The 18,509-nt window shown below is 35.9% G+C and carries 19 protein-coding genes, 1 tRNA gene, 2 rRNA genes, 1 other RNA gene and 1 other annotated feature; of the genes, 19 read left to right on the forward strand and 4 right to left on the reverse strand.

All coding sequences use genetic code 11. The features are described from left to right. Nucleotides 1-9: 9 nt before the first annotated feature. The 3 genes from rrf (at nucleotide 10) to WAK64_RS22010 (ending at nucleotide 1,342) form a co-directional block, all read left to right on the forward strand. A 5S ribosomal RNA gene (gene rrf, locus WAK64_RS22000) occupies nucleotides 10-125 on the forward strand. A 285-nt stretch (nucleotides 126-410) separates the two neighbouring features. Then, the gene (locus WAK64_RS22005; protein ID WP_336589114.1) at nucleotides 411-893 is read left to right on the forward strand and encodes a glutathione peroxidase; all 483 of its coding nucleotides are present in this window, start codon (nucleotides 411-413) and stop codon (nucleotides 891-893) included. Nucleotides 894-895: 2 nt separating this feature from the next. Further along, on the forward strand, nucleotides 896-1,342 hold the full coding sequence (locus WAK64_RS22010; protein ID WP_336589115.1) for a MarR family winged helix-turn-helix transcriptional regulator: 447 nt from the start codon (nucleotides 896-898) through the stop codon (nucleotides 1,340-1,342). A gap of 14 nt (nucleotides 1,343-1,356) precedes the next feature. Here the strand turns inward: WAK64_RS22010 and WAK64_RS22015 are convergent, their stop codons facing one another. Beyond that, nucleotides 1,357-2,298 carry a YaaC family protein gene (locus tag WAK64_RS22015; protein ID WP_336589116.1) on the reverse strand — a complete coding sequence of 314 codons (942 nt, stop codon included), beginning with the start codon at nucleotides 2,296-2,298 and terminating at the stop codon, nucleotides 1,357-1,359. Between the two features lie 114 nt (nucleotides 2,299-2,412). Between WAK64_RS22015 and guaB the strand changes: the two genes are divergently transcribed. The 6 genes from guaB to WAK64_RS22045 all read left to right on the forward strand — a co-directional run bounded on the left by guaB (nucleotide 2,413) and on the right by WAK64_RS22045 (nucleotide 8,956). Beyond that, nucleotides 2,413-3,876 (forward strand): IMP dehydrogenase, encoded by a 1,464-nt coding sequence (gene guaB, locus WAK64_RS22020; RefSeq protein WP_336589117.1) that lies wholly within the window; start codon nucleotides 2,413-2,415, stop codon nucleotides 3,874-3,876. Between the two features lie 182 nt (nucleotides 3,877-4,058). After that, entirely contained in the window at nucleotides 4,059-5,426 is a 1,368-nt protein-coding gene (locus WAK64_RS22025) for a serine hydrolase (protein ID WP_336589118.1), read from the forward strand. A 212-nt stretch (nucleotides 5,427-5,638) separates the two neighbouring features. Continuing rightward, a complete protein-coding gene (pdxS, locus tag WAK64_RS22030; RefSeq protein WP_336589132.1) occupies nucleotides 5,639-6,523 on the forward strand; it encodes a pyridoxal 5'-phosphate synthase lyase subunit PdxS in 885 nt (294 codons plus the stop codon). Nucleotides 6,524-6,538: 15 nt separating this feature from the next. Continuing rightward, on the forward strand, nucleotides 6,539-7,126 hold the full coding sequence (pdxT, locus tag WAK64_RS22035; RefSeq protein WP_336589119.1) for a pyridoxal 5'-phosphate synthase glutaminase subunit PdxT: 588 nt from the start codon (nucleotides 6,539-6,541) through the stop codon (nucleotides 7,124-7,126). Between the two features lie 56 nt (nucleotides 7,127-7,182). Then, nucleotides 7,183-7,394: a binding site (T-box leader), on the forward strand. Between the two features lie 92 nt (nucleotides 7,395-7,486). Next, entirely contained in the window at nucleotides 7,487-8,764 is a 1,278-nt protein-coding gene (gene serS / locus WAK64_RS22040) for a serine--tRNA ligase (protein WP_336589120.1), read from the forward strand. Nucleotides 8,765-8,863: 99 nt separating this feature from the next. Then, nucleotides 8,864-8,956, forward strand: a tRNA-Ser gene (locus tag WAK64_RS22045). Between the two features lie 124 nt (nucleotides 8,957-9,080). Here the strand turns inward: WAK64_RS22045 and WAK64_RS22050 are convergent. From WAK64_RS22050 to WAK64_RS22060, 3 genes are all read right to left on the reverse strand, one after another. Then, entirely contained in the window at nucleotides 9,081-9,749 is a 669-nt protein-coding gene (locus WAK64_RS22050) for a deoxynucleoside kinase (RefSeq protein ID WP_336589121.1), read from the reverse strand. A gap of 4 nt (nucleotides 9,750-9,753) precedes the next feature. Further along, nucleotides 9,754-10,386 (reverse strand): deoxynucleoside kinase, encoded by a 633-nt coding sequence (locus tag WAK64_RS22055; protein ID WP_336589122.1) that lies wholly within the window; start codon nucleotides 10,384-10,386, stop codon nucleotides 9,754-9,756. A gap of 259 nt (nucleotides 10,387-10,645) precedes the next feature. Continuing rightward, nucleotides 10,646-11,200 carry a cysteine hydrolase family protein gene (locus tag WAK64_RS22060; protein ID WP_336589123.1) on the reverse strand — a complete coding sequence of 185 codons (555 nt, stop codon included), beginning with the start codon at nucleotides 11,198-11,200 and terminating at the stop codon, nucleotides 10,646-10,648. A gap of 221 nt (nucleotides 11,201-11,421) precedes the next feature. On the opposite strand from WAK64_RS22060, the gene tadA reads away from it, so the two are divergent. From tadA to WAK64_RS22110, 10 genes are all read left to right on the forward strand, one after another. Continuing rightward, entirely contained in the window at nucleotides 11,422-11,919 is a 498-nt protein-coding gene (gene tadA / locus WAK64_RS22065) for a tRNA adenosine(34) deaminase TadA (protein WP_336589124.1), read from the forward strand. Nucleotides 11,920-12,022: 103 nt separating this feature from the next. Beyond that, nucleotides 12,023-12,287: signal recognition particle sRNA large type (gene ffs, locus WAK64_RS22070), an RNA gene on the forward strand. 291 nt (nucleotides 12,288-12,578) lie between these two features. Further along, on the forward strand, nucleotides 12,579-14,273 hold the full coding sequence (gene dnaX, locus WAK64_RS22075) for a DNA polymerase III subunit gamma/tau (RefSeq protein WP_336589125.1): 1,695 nt from the start codon (nucleotides 12,579-12,581) through the stop codon (nucleotides 14,271-14,273). A 23-nt stretch (nucleotides 14,274-14,296) separates the two neighbouring features. Then, nucleotides 14,297-14,617 carry a YbaB/EbfC family nucleoid-associated protein gene (locus WAK64_RS22080; protein ID WP_336589126.1) on the forward strand — a complete coding sequence of 107 codons (321 nt, stop codon included), beginning with the start codon at nucleotides 14,297-14,299 and terminating at the stop codon, nucleotides 14,615-14,617. Between the two features lie 15 nt (nucleotides 14,618-14,632). After that, the gene (gene recR, locus WAK64_RS22085; RefSeq protein WP_336589127.1) at nucleotides 14,633-15,229 is read left to right on the forward strand and encodes a recombination mediator RecR; all 597 of its coding nucleotides are present in this window, start codon (nucleotides 14,633-14,635) and stop codon (nucleotides 15,227-15,229) included. Nucleotides 15,230-15,243: 14 nt separating this feature from the next. Then, on the forward strand, nucleotides 15,244-15,462 hold the full coding sequence (locus tag WAK64_RS22090; RefSeq protein ID WP_336589128.1) for a YaaL family protein: 219 nt from the start codon (nucleotides 15,244-15,246) through the stop codon (nucleotides 15,460-15,462). Between the two features lie 52 nt (nucleotides 15,463-15,514). Continuing rightward, a complete protein-coding gene (locus tag WAK64_RS22095; RefSeq protein ID WP_336589129.1) occupies nucleotides 15,515-15,778 on the forward strand; it encodes a pro-sigmaK processing inhibitor BofA family protein in 264 nt (87 codons plus the stop codon). Between the two features lie 217 nt (nucleotides 15,779-15,995). Next, the gene (locus WAK64_RS22100; RefSeq protein ID WP_336589130.1) at nucleotides 15,996-16,865 is read left to right on the forward strand and encodes an ABC transporter permease subunit; all 870 of its coding nucleotides are present in this window, start codon (nucleotides 15,996-15,998) and stop codon (nucleotides 16,863-16,865) included. Beyond that, complete coding sequence (locus WAK64_RS22105; protein WP_336589131.1) at nucleotides 16,862-17,878, forward strand: ABC transporter permease; 1,017 nt, start codon at nucleotides 16,862-16,864, stop codon at nucleotides 17,876-17,878. The genes WAK64_RS22100 and WAK64_RS22105 overlap by 4 nt, the downstream gene beginning before the upstream one ends. A 542-nt stretch (nucleotides 17,879-18,420) precedes the next feature. After that, a 16S ribosomal RNA gene (locus WAK64_RS22110) occupies nucleotides 18,421-18,509 on the forward strand; the annotation flags it as partial.

Consider the following 18,509-nt stretch of genomic DNA (forward strand, 5'->3'; position numbering starts at 1 on the left):
CTTAATATGTATGGTGGCAATAGCAAAGAGGTCACACCCGTTCCCATACCGAACACGGAAGTTAAGCTCTTTAGCGCCGATGGTAGTTGGGGGCTTCCCCCTGTGAGAGTAGGACGTCGCCATACACTTTCAAAACAGCTCAGAACGAGCTGTTTTTTTGTGTACAATAATAAGTGGTTGAAATAGAGAGAAAATTGGGTGTATAAACCCTAGTGGCTATGTGTATCTAATCATTTGAGTGGTCGTGAAGCAATCCGTATAATCTTCAAATGAAGAATTTTATAATCGATTACTCTAAAACAGTTGGAAATATTAAGATAGTTGAAGGAGGAGTAGGAATAGTGTATGCTTAATAAAGAATAAAAGATTGTGCGCAATTTATTTTGATGCATGAAAGGAATGAGAAAATAGTGGCGACCATTTATGATTATAGTGTAAAGAAGAGAAATGGAGAAATGGAATTATTAGACCGATATAAAAATCAGGTAGTTTTAATTGTCAATACAGCTAGTAAATGTGGATTTACTTCTCAGTTTAAAGAGCTACAAGAACTGTATGAAAAATATAAAGAACAAGGTTTGTCTGTCATCGGATTTCCTTGTGATCAGTTCCTTAAACAGGAATTTGATTCTAACGAAGAAATTATGGAGTTTTGTCAAGTAAATTATGGTGTATCTTTCCCGATGTATGCGAAAGTAGATGTTAAAGGGAAGAAGGCTGACCCACTATTTAAATTTTTAACATCTGAGAAAAAAGGATTACTAAAAAGCGATGTTCAATGGAACTTCACGAAATTTCTTATAGATAGAAATGGGCGTGTTCAAAAACGTTTTTCTCCGCAAACAAAGCCAAATAAGATAGAGAGCGACATTTTACAACTGCTAGGTGAATAAGTATGAATGATAAAAATTTGCTTAAACTTGATAATCAAATTTGTTTTACAATCTATGCAGCTTCTAGAGAGATGACGAAATTATATCGCCCACTTTTAGATGAATTAGAACTAACCTACCCACAGTATTTAGCATTGCTTGCGTTATGGGAGCATGATTCGATATCTGTAAAAGAATTAGGTCAAAAGTTGTATTTAGATTCTGGTACACTCACCCCTATGTTAAAACGAATGCAAGCGAACGGATTGCTTGTTCGTGAGCGTGATAAGGCAGATGAACGAAAAGTTCTCATTAAGTTAACAGAGAAGGGAAATCAACTACAGGAGAAAGCGGAGTGTATTCCTGCAAGCCTATTAAAAGAAGAAGATATACCGTCATCTTTGTTACATCAATTAAAAAGATTATTAAATAGTGTACACGATATAAACGAAAAGGCGTCTCAAGAATAAGAGGCGTCTTTTATTTAATGATTAATAAGTAAATATTTTTCAATATATTTTGGCATCTTCGTGAAGGAGCTCATTAAAAACCCTTTAATAAATGAATAGTCTTCATTGGGCGTTGTCTTTAGTAAATCGCTCCACCACTCGGTTTCATAGCGAGCAATCATACTCAAGTTGTACAGTAATAAATAGTGTATTAATAGTTCTGGTAGCTGGCATAAGTATTTTTTATTTGATGGAAAGTAATATTGATCAAATTCAATGTGATAGCGAAAAGGGGGGGCTTCCATCAAACTAGGTGTGGTAGTCCACGTAAACCCGTTTTCTTTCCTAATAATTGGATGACTAGCTATTGTTGTAATATACTCTTGGAATCGAGAGAGTGTCATATGGAATTGGTCTAATAGATTCATTGGAAAAGTGAGGATATCACCAGACTGTTTAAGTAAAACAAGTGGAGATTCCTTATAATGAAATTGGAATAATTCTTGCACTTCAGGAAGCTGAGCTAATAGTTGTTTCATCGTAAATTTTTCTCCTTCAAGAGAGTTCATATGAAAGATACAGTCAGCGATATGTGGAAGAAGGCCATTTTTTTGTATTTTGATTTCATCTTCTAAAAAGCTATATTGTTGCTTCTTTCGCTTTCGGGTGGATACCCCATGTGCAAGGACCGACGATGTTTGTGGGTAATCTGGGTCGACAGTTAGTAACATGGCTTTTAAAAGATGAGTATACCCGTAAAATAGTAAAACCGGTTGAATTGAAAGGGGGCTATGGGCAGCCTGTTTGTAATACGTTTCTCCATGCTCTAAATAATACATAAAAGGGTAACAATTCTCATAGCTTTTTTTATTGGAAATTTGTTTTTGGTGTTGGTACCATCGTTCTAAATATTTTTGAGTGCTTGACGCTGACTGGAATTTATGTATAAAACCCCAATCGTAATTAGGATTGCGCAAAAACATCACCTCATAATTATTTGAAAAATTAAACAAATTCAATTATTGTTGACAGTATTTTATCCAATTGTTACCCTACTAATAATATTTTTTTTGCTGAGGAGGAAATGGAGAATGTGGGAAACGAAATTTCAAAAAGAAGGTTTAACGTTTGACGATGTTTTATTGCTTCCAGCTAAGTCAGAAGTATTGCCAAAGGATGTAGATTTAGGTGTAAAACTAACCGACACATTACAGTTAAATATTCCATTGATTAGTGCTGGAATGGATACGGTTACTGAAGCAGAAATGGCTATTAGTATGGCTAGGCAGGGTGGATTAGGTATTATTCACAAAAATATGAGCATTGAACAGCAAGCAGAGCACGTTGATAAAGTAAAACGTTCAGAACGTGGTGTTATTACAGATCCATTTTTCTTAACACCTACTCATCAAGTATTTGATGCAGAGCATTTAATGGGTAAATATCGTATATCTGGGGTTCCAATTATTAATAATGTTGAGGAACAAAAGCTCGTTGGTATTATTACAAATCGTGATTTGCGCTTTATCCAAGATTATTCTATTTTAATTTCAGACGTCATGACGAAAGACCATCTTGTGACTGCTCCAGTTGGGACAACAATTGATGAAGCAGAAAAAATTCTCCAAAAGCATAAAATTGAAAAGCTTCCCCTGATCGATTCAGATGGTGTTTTAAAAGGATTAATCACCATTAAAGACATTGAGAAAGTAATTGAATTCCCACATTCAGCAAAGGATGCTCAAGGTCGTTTATTAGTAGGAGCTGCTGTTGGCGTATCAAAGGATACGATGAAACGCGTTGAAATGTTAGTAGAAGCAAATGTTGACGCAATTGTAGTGGATACTGCTCATGGTCATTCCTCAGGAGTTATCCAGACTGTGAAAGAGATTCGAAATCAATATCCAGATTTAAATATTATCGCTGGTAATGTAGCGACTGCCGAGGCAACAAGAGATCTATATGAAGCAGGGGTAGATGTAGTCAAGGTTGGCATTGGGCCTGGTTCGATTTGTACGACGAGGGTAGTTGCAGGAGTAGGAGTGCCACAAGTGACAGCTGTCTATGATTGTGCGGCAGAAGCTCGTAAGCAAGGAAAAGCAATTATAGCAGATGGTGGTATAAAATATTCTGGTGATATCGTTAAAGCACTGGCTGCAGGTGGACATGCTGTCATGTTAGGTAGCTTACTTGCTGGTACAACGGAAAGTCCTGGAGAAACGGAAATTTTCCAAGGTAGACGTTTTAAGGTTTATCGAGGAATGGGATCTGTCGGAGCGATGGAAAAAGGCTCAAAGGATCGATATTTTCAAGAGGATGCTAAGAAGTTTGTTCCAGAAGGTATTGAAGGAAGGATTGCTTATAAAGGTCCAATATCAGAAACAGTGTATCAATTAATTGGTGGAATTCGTTCTGGTATGGGATATTGCGGAGCTCCCGATTTAGCATTTTTACGAGAGAATGCACAATTTGTTAGAATGACGGGTGCTGGTTTACGAGAGAGCCATCCGCATGATGTCCAAATTACGAAAGAAGCACCGAATTATTCATTATAAAAAAAGCAAAATCAGGATTTCCTGTTATTGGGAAATCCTGATTTTATTTTTAGAAAGATAAAACATGAATAGAAAAATAAGGATGGTTTTTTACATAAGATAGGTCTATTGTGTATCTATTAAATCATGAATATCTATGATAAAATAACGTCAATGTAGACAAATTATGGAGGGTAAACAAAGTGAAAAAACAGTGGTGTAAAAAAATTGTGGCCGGTACATTAGCGTTTTTTTTAGCTTTTGGACTTTTTCAACTACCACAATCAGCTAGCGCAGAAGAAGCACTAAATATTAACGCTCAAGCAGCAATTTTAGTTGATGCGAAATCAGGCAAAATCTTGTATGAGAAAAATTCAGATACAGCTTTAGGTATAGCTAGTATGACCAAGATGATGACGGAGTTTTTATTATTAGAAGCAGTTGAAGAGGGCCGCTTGAGCTTTGACCAAAAATACACAGTTTCGGATTATGTATACAAAGTGTCACAAGATACTTCTTTAAGTAATGTACCGTTAAAAGTCGGTGAACAGTATACTATTCAAGAATTGTATGAAGCGATGGCGATTTATTCTGCAAACGGAGCGACCATTGCCATTGCAGAAAAAATTGCAGGTACAGAAGCGAATTTTGTAAAAATGATGAACGAGAAAGCAGAAGAACTTGGGTTGGATAATTATCACTTTGTCAATTCCACTGGATTAAATAACGCCGATTTATTTGGCCTGCATCCAGAAGGTACAGGAGCAGAAGATGAAAACACGATGTCAGCGAAAGCAACTGCAACTCTTGCCTTTGAATTAATTAACCAATATCCAGAAGTGCTTGAGACATCGAGTATTCCTAAAAAATGGTTCCGTCCAGGCATTGATGATGAACAAACAGAAATGGATAACTGGAATTTTATGCTTCCATCACTAGTTTTTGAATATGAAGGTATAGATGGAATTAAAACAGGAACAACTGATTTCGCAGGCTCTTGCTTTACAGGAACAGCGGAACGTAACGGCATGCGCTTTATTACAGTTGTGATGGACGCGAAGCCTCCAGAAGGAGTAATTCCACCTGATAAATCAAAACCTCGTTTTGATGAAACAAGAAAGATGCTTGACTTTGCTTTTAGTAACTTCTCGGTTGAAGAGTTAGTTCCTGCTGGTTATGAAGTAGATAAACAAAAGAATATGCCCGTTGTTAAAGGGAAAGAAGATAAGGTTGGGGTTATTTCAGAGGCGCCAATTACGGCCATGGTTCGAAATGGCGAAAAGGATAAATATAAGCCTGTCTTCACACCAGCTAAAAAAGCTCTTAATGAAGAGGGGGAGCTCGAAGCCCCTATTAAAAAGGATCAAGCTGTCGGTACACTGACTGTTGAATATGATGGTGAAGATTTAGGGTATTTAACACCTAAGGCAGCAGAGTCTATTACGGTTAATATGGTAGCGGATAAATCAGTTGAAAAAGCGAATTGGTTTGTCCTTTCGCTTAGAGCAATCGGTGGATTCTTTGTCGATGTGTGGAATAGCGTAGTATCTGGTATTAAAGGTTTATTTTAATTTTTTAGGCAAATGAATTTGCTTGATTAATTGATAAATAAGATTTGTGATCAATCTAACACCTCACGTCCTTGACAGGAGGTGTTTTTTGTTGTTTATTAGCAAAGAGGATCTTTTTTCACAGAAGAAAAAAGAATAAGAAGTTTGATTTTTCGCAATGCTATGTGATACTGGTAATGCTAGTATTCGAATACATAAAAGGGGGACATATCATTATGAGAACAGGTACAGATCGTGTAAAAAGAGGAATGGCCGAAATGCAAAAAGGCGGCGTTATTATGGATGTAGTGAATGCTGAACAAGCTAAAATAGCCGAGGACGCGGGAGCAGTAGCTGTAATGGCGCTTGAACGTGTTCCAGCCGATATTCGTAAGGCTGGTGGAGTTGCTAGAATGGCAGATCCTCGAATCGTCGAAGAGGTAATGAATGCGGTTAGTATTCCCGTGATGGCCAAAGCTCGTATCGGTCATATTGTAGAAGCTCGTGTATTAGAAGCAATGGGTGTTGATTATATTGATGAAAGTGAAGTATTAACGCCAGCTGATGAAGAGTATCATTTAAATAAAAGAGAATATACTGTTCCATTTGTATGTGGTTGTCGTGATCTAGGAGAGGCTGCTCGTCGTATTGGTGAAGGAGCTTCGATGCTTCGTACAAAGGGAGAGCCAGGGACAGGAAATATAGTCGAAGCTGTTCGTCATATTCGAAAAGTGAATGCGCAAGTTCGTAAACTTGTGAATATGAATGAAGATGAAATTATGACAGAAGCTAAGCTTTTAGGTGCCCCTTATGAATTATTGTTGGAAATAAAAGAAAACGGTCGTCTTCCTGTTGTTAACTTTGCAGCTGGTGGAGTTGCAACGCCTGCTGATGCAGCACTTATGATGCAGTTGGGAGCAGATGGTGTTTTTGTTGGATCTGGTATCTTTAAATCAGAAAACCCAGCTAAATTTGCCAAAGCCATTGTAGAAGCTACTACACATTATCAAGATTACAAGCTGATTGCTGAACTATCAAAAGAATTAGGAACAGCGATGAAGGGAATTGAAATTAGCTCACTAACACCAGAAAACCGTATGCAAGAGCGTGGTTGGTAAAGGGGAAGTAGAACAATGATGAAGATTGGAGTACTTGGACTACAAGGTGCCGTGCGAGAGCACGTACGTTCCATTGAGGTATGTGGAGCAGAGGCAGTTGTCATCAAAAGGGCTGAACAACTTGAGGAAATTGACGGTCTTATTATGCCGGGTGGCGAAAGTACGACAATGAGACGTTTAATTGATCGGTATCATTTTATGGAACCTCTTAGACAGTTTGCCAAACAAGGAAAGCCGATGTTTGGCACATGTGCCGGACTGATATTAATGGCAAAAGAAGTTGTTGATTATAATGAACCTCATTTAGGTTTGTTAGATGTAACGGTTGAACGTAACTCATTTGGTCGACAAAAGGAAAGTTTTGAAGCGCCTTTACTTATTAATGAAATCGCGGATGACTTTGTTGCTGTCTTCATACGCGCTCCTCATATCGTGTCTGTTGGTAAAAATGTAAAAGTATTAGCAGAGCATGAAGGACGAATTGTCGCAGCACGTGAAGGTCAGTATTTAGGATGTTCTTTTCACCCTGAATTGACCAACGACCACCGTATCACGCAATATTTTTTAAACATGGTTCAGGAGCATAAAGAAGTTTCTGCATAAAAACGTTGCGATAGGTAAATAATTGTAGTACATTAGGAATAATAAAAATGAACAAACTTAAAGCGTTGACAGGAACTAGTAGCATGGTGACTTTTTGTAGAGAGTCGGTGGTTGGTGTAAACCGATAAAAGCATTGTGTGAATCCATCCATGAGTGAAGGGCTGAAAGATTAGTAAGCACTTCCGGTTAGAGACCGTTATTCTTTACAAGGTGGAAAGCACAATGCTTTCAACTAGGGTGGCAACGCGGGTAAACTCTCGTCCCTTTTTAGGGATGGGAGTTTTTTGTTTTTGTTAAGCTAGTATTCGTTTTAAGGAACCCTGTCACTGGAATGGTTGACGTACTTAAGGAGGAGAAAAGATGTTAGATATTAAATATTTACGAGCAAATTTTAATGAAGTGAAGGAAAGGCTTACCCATCGAGGGGAGGATTTAACAGACTTTGAAAAATTCGAAACACTTGATGAGCAAAGAAGAGAACTTATTGTTCAAACGGAACAATTAAAAAGTGAGCGAAATGAGGTTTCTCAAAAAATTGCTCAAATGAAACGCGAGAAACAAAATGCAGATGAGCTAATTTTACAAATGAGAGAAGTTGGTGGAAAAGTGAAGGAGCTTGATGACCAGCTGAGAAAGGTAGAGGAGGAGCTAGAAACGTTATTATTATCTATCCCGAATATTCCTCATGAAGATGTACCTGTTGGCGAAACGGAAGATGATAATATTGAAGTGAGAAAGTGGGGGGACATACCTACATTTGAATTTGAAGCAAAACCTCATTGGGATTTAGCCACAAATCTTGATATTTTAGATTTTGAACGTGCTGGGAAAGTAACGGGTAGTCGTTTTGTTTTTTATAAAGGGCTTGGGGCAAGGCTTGAGCGAGCGTTAATTAATTTTATGATGGATTTACATGCAGATGAGCATGGCTATAAAGAAATGCTACCTCCATACATGGTGAATCGTACAAGTATGACAGGAACAGGACAACTGCCTAAATTTGAAGAAGATGCTTTCTTAATAAAAGATGAAGATTATTTCTTAATTCCAACATCAGAAGTTCCAGTGACAAATTACCATCGTGACGAAATTTTATCTGGAGAGGATTTACCTATTGCTTATGCTGCCTATAGTTCAAACTTTCGCTCTGAGGCAGGTTCTGCTGGAAGAGATACTAGAGGTTTAATACGTCAACATCAATTTAACAAAGTAGAATTGGTACGTTTTGTGAAACCAGAGGATTCTTATGATGAACTAGAAAAATTAACAGGGCATGCAGAAAGAATTCTTCAACTTCTTGGTCTTCCATATCGAGTAATGAGTATGTGTACAGCAGATTTAGGCTTTACGGCTGCCAAGAAATACGATATTGAGGTTTGGATTCCAAGTTATAGTACGTATAGAGAAATTTCTTCTTGCTCTAATTTTGAGGCTTTCCAAGCACGTCGTGCAAACATTCGTTTTCGTCGCGAAACGAATGCAAAGCCTGAACATGTTCATACATTAAATGGCTCTGGATTAGCCATAGGAAGAACAGTTGCAGCGATATTGGAGAACTATCAACAAGAAGATGGTACGATTATTATTCCTGATGTTCTTCGTCCATATATGGGAAGAAAAGAAGTCATTCAACCTTGAGCCTAGAGAAAAAAAGAGGAGAAATAATTTTCTCCTCTTTTTTTATGAAAACATGTTGACTATTAAATTAATATTTGATATTATAGTTTTTGTCAGAACGGAGGAATACCCAAGTCTGGCTGAAGGGATCGGTCTTGAAAACCGACAGGCGGGTTAAACCGCGCGGGGGTTCGAATCCCTCTTCCTCCGCCATTATTACTAACAACCATTGCGCATAAATGTTTGGAGATGGAATTCGTTACTGCTAAGCAGATAACGAATTTTTTTATATTTAATTGTCAGAGTACATAGAAAAAGTCGCCAAGGATTTGGCGACTTATTTTTTTAGGATACGTGACTGTTCAATCATATAGCTAATTCGTTCAATAATTGGTTCGATTGAACCTTCATCTTGCACTAAGTCATATTCGTTAATGTTTAGGCGAAGAACAGGGCATGCATTAAATGAATTAATCCAATTCTCATACCGTTGATGCATTTCCTCCCAGTACGCTGTTGGTGTTTGTTGTTCCATTGGTCGACCACGTAATTTAATCCGATCGATAATATCCTCTAGGGATCCTTCTAAGTAAATTAAAAGATCAGGATGTGGAAAATATGGAGTCATTACCATTGCATCGAATAGGCTAGTGTAGGTATTGTAATCTATTTCAGACATTGTCCCTTTTTCATAATGCATGCGGGCGAAGATACCTGTATCTTCATAAATAGATCGATCTTGGATAAAGCCTCCACCATATTCAAATATTCTTTTTTGTTCTTTGAAACGCTCAGCTAGAAAATAAATTTGTAGATGGAAGCTCCAACTTTTAAAGTCATTATAAAATTTATCTAAATAAGGATTTGTGTCTACTTTTTCAAATGATGTGCGAAAGCCAAGCCCATCAGCAAGTCCATTTGTCATAGTAGATTTTCCAACACCTACTGTCCCAGCAATGGTGATCACCGCATTACTTGGAATTCCGTATTTCTCCCGAAGATTCATTCGTCTAAACTCCTTTATTTATCGTTTTATCAAGTAATTGAAAGATGAAGTCTAAGTCTTCTTTACTCTTTACAAAATCCATGTCATCACCATTAAAGGTCAATACAGGAATTTCGCTATGATTATTTTTGAAGTTATCCATATACTCCTCGTAATCTGTTGAGAGCTGTTCTAAGTAACTAGGACTAATCTTCTTCTCAAACTCTCGACCACGCTTTTCAATTCTATTAATTAATGTATCTAAGCTTGCGTGCAAATAAATGACTACATTAGGATGAGGCATATCGCCTGTTAATATGTCATAAATCCGTAGGTATTTGTCATATTGTTTATTTTTAAGCGTTCGCTGAGCAAAGATAATATTCTTCATAATATGATAATCCGCTACCACGGGCTTATTTTTCGAAAGAAAATCGTTATCAATGTCTTCTAGTTGTTTAAAACGATTGCATAGAAAAAACATTTCTGTTTGAAAGCTCCACTCATCTATATTATCGTAAAACTTTCCTAAGAACGGATTTTCGTCAACGATTTCTTTTAAAAGGTGGTATTGATAACGTTCTGAAATGGCCTTAGCAAGAGAAGTCTTCCCTACACCTATAGGTCCTTCAACTGTAATAAAAGGGTTACTTCCCATATGATGTCCTCCTCGTCTTCTTCAATAGATTTAGATTTATTCGACATAGACGTTCAAATGACGACAAATTTAATTTTAACATAATATAAGAGCAGAAGGGGACGAGAATATTTTACAGGACTATAAGAAAAAAGAGCTGAATAGCTCTTTTATTCTGTGTTTTGTTTTATACGTCTAACAACCACTATATAAAATGTATAACTTGTTTAAATGAAGGTTCATTTTATTATTACAATAAGTACCCTTCAGCTTAGATTTTTTATGAATGCTTATTAAAAAGAGAGGGGGAGGGAGTTGTGTTTGCTTTTAGTACGTTTCGCATCATTTCTAAGGCATATTGATTATCTTCCTCATTTGCTGATGCCACACAGTCTTTAGGGACGTATAAAGAAAATTCTCTCATGTATGCGTCATTCGCAGTGAAGAGAACGCAAATATTCCCAGCCAATCCTGTGATAATAAGTGAATTTACCTTTAATTTGTGTAGAAGTGTATGTAAAGCTGTTCCATAAAAAGCAGAATGTTTTGGTTTTATTAAAAAAAAATCGTGACTATTTGGTCTCAGTAAGTGAAGAAAAGCTTTACTTTTTTCATTTTCACATGACTGATAAATCTTTTCGATGTTAGCTTGCCATAAGTCATAATGGTCATTAATATAAATAATGGGGATATCTTGATTAAAGCAACGAGCTTTAAGTTTGAGAATTGGATTTGCAATTCGATGAGCATGTTGAACTAATTGATCTCCGTGCTCAAAGTCGAATGAATTAATAACATCTATAATGAGAAGGGCGAAGGTAGGTTGCTTATCCATTAAAAATCTCCTTTAGCAATTATTTTTATACCAATAAATGATGTCATCGTTCGGAAAGAAAATGCTATTCCCATTTCTTCAATTTAGTCTTTAATCTTTAATTGAAATATAGGTGTATATAGATGAGTGTATTCTAAACATAAAGTATGTGAAGCAGATTCTTCTGTAATTCTTAAAGTATAGTTTGGTATAAATAGACCAGATTTATAAGGGGTTATTATATGAATTCAAAAGATGAAATTTATATGGAATTGGCCATTGCAGAAGCGAAAAAAGCCGAAAAGATCAATGAGGTTCCAATTGGAGCAGTGCTTGTAAAGGATGGAGAAATCATCTCTACTGCCTTTAATTTAAGAGAATCTACTCAAAATGCGGTTACCCATGCAGAGCTACTAGCCATTGAAAAAGCGTGTGAAGCATTAGGGACATGGCGATTGGAAGGGGTGGAACTTTATGTTACACTTGAGCCTTGCCCTATGTGTAGTGGAGCTATTCTATTGTCACGTATTGATCGGGTTGTTTATGGAGCAAAAGATCCGAAAGCTGGATGCGCAGGAACGCTAATGAATCTTCTCACTGATCATCGGTTCAATCATCAATGTCAAGTAGTTAGTGGAGTATTAGAAGAAAGATGTGGCGCGTTGCTTAGTAGTTTCTTTCGGAATTTACGTCAAAGGAAAAAAGATGAAAAGAAACAGAAAAAAGGTGCAATGGAATAAAAGTAAGAAGATACCATTTCGAAACCATTGCTTTTTTTCGTAATAACTAGTATACTTTTACTTGCATCGATTAAAGATGCAACTAAATATGGTTTCAATTTTGCCGTGCTAAGCGGGGAGGTAGCGGTGCCCTGTACTCGCAAACCGCTCTAGCGAGGCCGAATCCCTTTCCGAGGCTAGCACTTTGTAGGGCCTGCCTCAAGTAAGTGGTGTTGACGCCTGGGTCCTGCGCAATGAGAACCCACGAACCATGTCAGGTCCGGAAGGAAGCAGCATTAAGTGGATCATCTCATGTGCCGCAGGGTTGCCTGGGCCGAGCTAACTGCTTGAGTAACGCCTATGAATGTTAGTCGACGAAAGGTGCACGGCAGTTAAATTTAACATACTAAACTCATCTGTTACGCAGATGAGTTTTTTTGTTGAAGAAAACGTCATTTTCTATAGGCTTTGGCCTATATATCTACAGGAAAGAATAAATACTTTTTGAATTTACATTAGTAAGTTAAGATGAACTTTTTAAATGAGGATACAATGATCTGAGAAAATGAATAGTAATAATGAATTCTAAATAGATGATTAATTGCTGACCGTTCCACTTTTCTAGAAATTTTATATACGGTATAATAATATAGATTCTTATATTATGGAGGAGGGAATAGATGGCTTATCAAGCATTATATCGTGTTTGGCGACCACAGCAGTTTGTGGATGTAGTAGGACAGAAGCATGTAACGAAAACATTGCAAAACGCCCTCCTTCAGCAAAAAATATCTCACGCTTATTTATTCTCTGGTCCAAGAGGGACTGGGAAAACAAGTGCTGCGAAAATATTAGCAAAAGCGGTAAACTGTGAAAAAGCTCCAGTAGATGAACCTTGTAATCAATGTTCATCTTGTATTGGTATTTCAGATGGTTCTATTTCAGATGTAATAGAAATTGATGCAGCATCAAACAATGGTGTAGAAGAGATTCGTGACATTCGGGATAAAGTAAAGTATGCACCAAGTGCTGTAAGCTATAAGGTCTATATAATTGATGAAGTTCATATGTTATCCATCGGTGCTTTTAATGCTTTATTAAAAACATTGGAAGAGCCACCAAAACATGTAATCTTTGTATTAGCGACAACCGAACCTCATAAATTACCACTTACGATTATTTCTAGATGTCAACGTTTTGACTTCAAAAGAATTACTTCACATGACATAGTAGAACGGATGAAACATATTGCTGACGAGTCAAATATACAATATGAAGAAAAAGCACTTCATGTAGTTGCTCGAGCGGCTGAAGGTGGAATGCGTGACGCTTTAAGTTTATTGGATCAGGCCATTTCATTTAGTGATGAAAAGGTTAGGGTTGATGATGCGCTTACTGTGACTGGCTCTGTCGCCCAATCATACTTAAATCAACTTGGGAACGCCATTTTTCATAAAGATATAGCAAAAGCACTTAAGGCGCTTGAGGAATTAATTAACCAAGGAAAAGACCCGTCTAGATTTGTAGAAGACCTAATCCTTTATTATCGAGACATGCTTTTATATAAAACAGCTCCAAAATTAGAAGAATCTTTAGAGCGTGTATTGCTAGATGAGGAGTTCACAGTTCTAGCAGAACAGATTTCGCCAACGGATATTTATTCTTATATCGATGTATTAAATACTGTACAACAAGAAATTAAATTTACGAACCATGCAAAAGTTTATTTAGAAGTCTCAATTATTAAGCTTTGTCAGTCAGAGAATGCACCAGTATCAAATGGTGCTTCGGTTCCAGAAGTACAAGAGTTAATAGAAAAGATTAAGGTACTTGAAAATGAGTTAGTTAGCTTGAAAAAACAAGGTGGAGTAACCGCTACTGAGCCATCAACTCCAACAAAGAAAAAAGCAACTAATCGATCGCAAAAGGGGTTTAAAGTTCCCGTTGGAAGGATAAAAGAAGTATTAAAAAATGCTACTCGACAAGAATTGAATGCTATTAAAGGTCGTTGGGGGGACCTTTTAGAACAGTTAAACCAACGAAATATGAGGTCACAGGCTGCCCTTTTAAATGATGCAGAGCCGGTAGCAGCTTCTTCTTCCGCTTTTGTGTTAAAATTTAAATACGAAATTCATTGTCAAATGGCAATGGAACATCCCAGTTTCATGGAAGCAATTTCAACAATCTTGAATAACCTATTAAGAGTACAATACGAAGTTGTGGGAGTTCCAGAGGCTCAATGGTCAAACATTAGACAAGATTTTCTACAATATCAACAAGATGATGGTGAAAAAAAGGATTCAAACCAACCAGATCCTCTTGTAAGTGAAGCAATAAAGTTAGTTGGATCTGATTTGTTAGAAATAAAAGACTAAAACATTTTAGGAGGTTTTCACACATGCGTGGTGGAATGGGAAATATGCAAAATATGATGAAACAAATGCAAAAGATGCAAAAGAAAATGGCTGAAGCTCAAGAAGAGTTAGGTGAAAAGCGAATTGAAGGAACAGCTGGCGGTGGAATGGTGTCTGTAATCGTTTCTGGTCATAAAGAAGTATTAGAAGTAAAGGTTAAAGAAGAAGTAGTAGATCCAGAAGATATTGAAATGTTACAAGACCTTGTGCTAGCAGCTACAAATGATGCATTGAAGAAAGCTGAGGAATTAACAAACTCTACAATGGGTCAATTTACAAAAGGATTAAATATTCCTGGAATGTAATTAGGGGGACGTAGGATGCATTACCCTGAACCGATATCAAAGCTAATTGATAGCTTTATGAAATTGCCGGGTATCGGGCCAAAAACAGCGGCCCGTCTGGCTTTTTTTGTGCTAAATATGAAAGAAGATACCGTTTTAGATTTTGCAAAAGCATTAGTCAATGCAAAACGAAATCTAGGATATTGTACTGTATGTGGCCATATAACGGATCAAGACCCATGCTATATTTGTGAAGATACAAAGAGAGATAGAAGTATTGTTTGTGTAGTTCAAGATCCTAAAGATGTGATTGCTATGGAAAAAATGAAAGAATATAGCGGTTTATATCATGTTTTACATGGGGCAATCTCACCAATGGAAGGGATTGGACCAGAAGATATTAACGTTCCTGACCTATTGAAAAGATTGCAAGAAGAAGAAATTCAAGAAGTTATTTTGGCGACAAACCCAAACATTGAAGGGGAAGCAACTGCTATGTATATCTCCCGGCTTTTAAAACCGTCTGGAATTAAAGTGACGAGAATAGCACATGGGTTACCAGTTGGTGGGGATTTAGAATATGCAGATGAAGTTACGTTGTCTAAAGCGCTTGAAGGAAGAAGAGATGTATAGCAGGAGTGAATAAGATGTTCTTCCGAAGAAAAAGTAAATTACGTACAAACTATGACAAGTCTTTTTTGGATTTGATGAAAGCAACGAAGGAAGATTGGGTCGATAAGCGTTCGATCGAAAGCATGAGCTTCGAACAGAATTTTGATCTATCGTGCCAAACTAAGTTGGCTGAAGCTAAGTACTTCTTTTTATTTAAAGAAGCGAAAAATAGAAAAATCGTCATAAAAAGATAGACAACCTTCATATTTATTTAGTATCCATTCTATTTGAAATGAGGAGTTGCTTTTGAACCCAATTATTGTTATCTCGATTTTAGGTGGAGTAACCTTATTATTGTTATCAATGGGGACTTCCTTAAAGCCTATTCGTTTAATTGGACTTGGTGCTATTAAGGTGATGATTGGAGCTTTATTTCTATTCTTTTTAAACGCGTTTGGAGGTCAGCTTGGTATTCATGTACCAATAAATGTTGTTACCTCATCTATATCAGGTTTCTTAGGTATTCCAGGAGTAGTAGGGTTAACAATTATTCAAACGTATATTATTTAAAAAACGCTAAATGTAAATTTGGCGTTTTTTTTTTGACTTTAATGAATGAAATCATAAAAAATTTAAAGAACCAACCTTTTTAGTTTGAAAAACAAGTATATTTAAAAAATAATTAGATGTAATCTGAAAATTTTGTTAAAATATGTATAAAATTTGCTGCCGTTTTAATAATTTTTTGGAGCATTTGTTTACTAGTGAAGGTAGAAGGGATTTGAACGTGGTGAAGTCATTTGTTAGAGCATCAATAGAACCGATGTTAATTGTTGCAGGTATTATATTTATTAGTGCAACTTCAGGGCTATTCAAAACGCAATCTTTGTCATTCTTAACTTATTGGGAAGAGTTAATAAATGTCATAAAAAACTTGTCTGCCCCTCAAGAACTAGTTTATACAAACCCTGTTTCGGGAGAGGAACGCGACCTTTTTCCAATTATATTATTAGCTTTTGTGAATAGTGGGAAAATATTTTTTCTTGCCCTGCTACTCTCAATTATTAGTTCTATATTAATGTTAATTATTTACTCCTCAGCAGGGAAGATAGTAAAAGGTATAATGAAAAATGTTTCACTCGTATTAGGTGCATTACCTGATATTTTTATTATTTCTATTCTTCAAATTTTTGTGATTTGGTTTTATAAACAATCAGGAATTTTACTCGTTGAGGTGGCATCTTTAGGTGAGAATCAATTAATTTTATTTCCAGCTGTTGTTCTTAGCATCCTTCCTACATTTTTTTTCCTTGAATCAATGATTTCATTTTTAAAAGAAGAAATACACTTATCCTATGTAGATTTAGCAAGAAGTAAAGGATTAGCGAAATATAAAATATTATTTGTACATATGATGAGAAACATTATAATCAGTCTAATTTATCATGGGAAGCAAATAGGATGGATGATGTTATCAAACCTCTTAATTTTAGAATACTTGTTTAATGTATTTGGTGTTACATCGTTCTTATTTACATATAATGAACCGTCGATATTTGCCGTTACAGCTATTTTGCTCTTTCTCCCTATATATACATGTTTAAAAAGTCTTCAATTTTATATTTCGAAAAAAATAGGAAAGGCCATAAGTTTATGAGATTTGTAGATAGAAATAAATTATTAATTATTATATGTATAATCTTTATTTTGTCGTTATTGTCAGGAAGCATTATTTTAAATTATTTTTATGATGGAAAAATACCAAGAACGTCTTTTTTAACCGATGACTTAGGGAAAGTGATTTCAGCCGCTCCATTTGCACCATCTCTTTCCTTTCCATTCGGTACGGATCGAAATGGATATGATATGTTTTTTAAGGTTCTCCAAGGTGCTCAATATACGTTAGGAGCGGCAATTATTATTTCTCTGCTTAGTTTTGCAATCTCGTTTATAGTAGGGGTTATTGGAGGATTTAGAAATACAAAATTAAAGGCCGTTTCCAATAATATTTTTACAGCATTTTATTTTATTCCCCAATCTATCATTGCGTATAACATTCTATACCCGCTGTTATGGGAACCTTATGAAGGTTTTACAACTACTTTTACAGAAAGGCTAATATGGCAAGTTATTGTCATAGCCCTTATTACAGTACCAACAACTGCTATCTTAATTGCGAATGAAATTAAACTAATATTACAAAAAGAATTTATAACAAGTGCTAAAGTATTAGGAGGCAGAAATCTATTCTTACTTCAAAAACATGTACTACCACATTTGAAACTCCAATTATTTATGATTTTTCCTAAGATCATTATACAAGTTTTATTAATTATCGCTCATTTAGGGTTCTTTCTATTATTTTTCGGAGGCACAAATGTTTGTTATGGCCCTTATTGTGACCCACCTTCACCAATAGTCCAAGAATGGTCAGGGCTTATGGCAATGAATTTAAAAGAGCTCACTAATGCTTGGTGGATTTTTATGGCTCCAATGATATTTTTTACTTTAACTATTCTTTCGCTTAATGGAATAACAAAAGGGTTACAAGGTGTGTTAAAAAAAGAGAGAAAGCTTCAAATGTCTTCAATAGAACAAAGGAAAGAGCAGAAGGAAGTTATTGATATTCAACAAAATGGTTCAGAAAATAAATTTGAATTTACTTCTTAGTCTATTTATCGAAGTATCATTGCTTGCTTTTTCTGTTATTACCATCTTAGGATTCACTGGATTGATTACTGTAGAAGAGGATATTCGTATTATAGTAATTAAGAATTAGGACTGAAAAGAGAAAATAGATTTAACTTTAAAGCACCCTAAAAAGGTGCTTTTTTATTGTATTGAAAATGAATATAATTAAGCTCTCAAGATGAAGATACTAAAAAAATACTTATAAATGCGGTCATTATGTTAAAAGCTAGTAAAATAATTTGGAAGCTAAGAAACGAATTAGAAGTTCAAATGAGAAAAGAAGTCTATTAATTTAACTTTACTATTGACGGTGGATAAGAATAGTGTTAGTATATAAAAGTCGTCAAAACGACGTGCTAATACTAAAAAAAAGTATTGACGCTGATTTATTAGTGTGATATATTAATAAAGTCGCTGAAACGACATGAATTGAACTTTGAAAACTGAAAAGACGAAACGTCAACGTTAATTTTAAACGTAAGAACTAAGTTCTTACACAAACATGAGCAAGTCAAACTACTTTTATGGAGAGTTTGATCCTGGCTCAGGACGAACGCTGGCGGCGTGCCTAATACATGCAAGTCGAGCGGACTGATGGGGAGCTTGCTCC

The sequence above is a fragment of the Bacillus spongiae genome (genome assembly GCF_037120725.1).
GTDB classification, from domain to species: Bacteria; Bacillota; Bacilli; order Bacillales; family Bacillaceae_K; genus Bacillus_CI; species Bacillus_CI spongiae.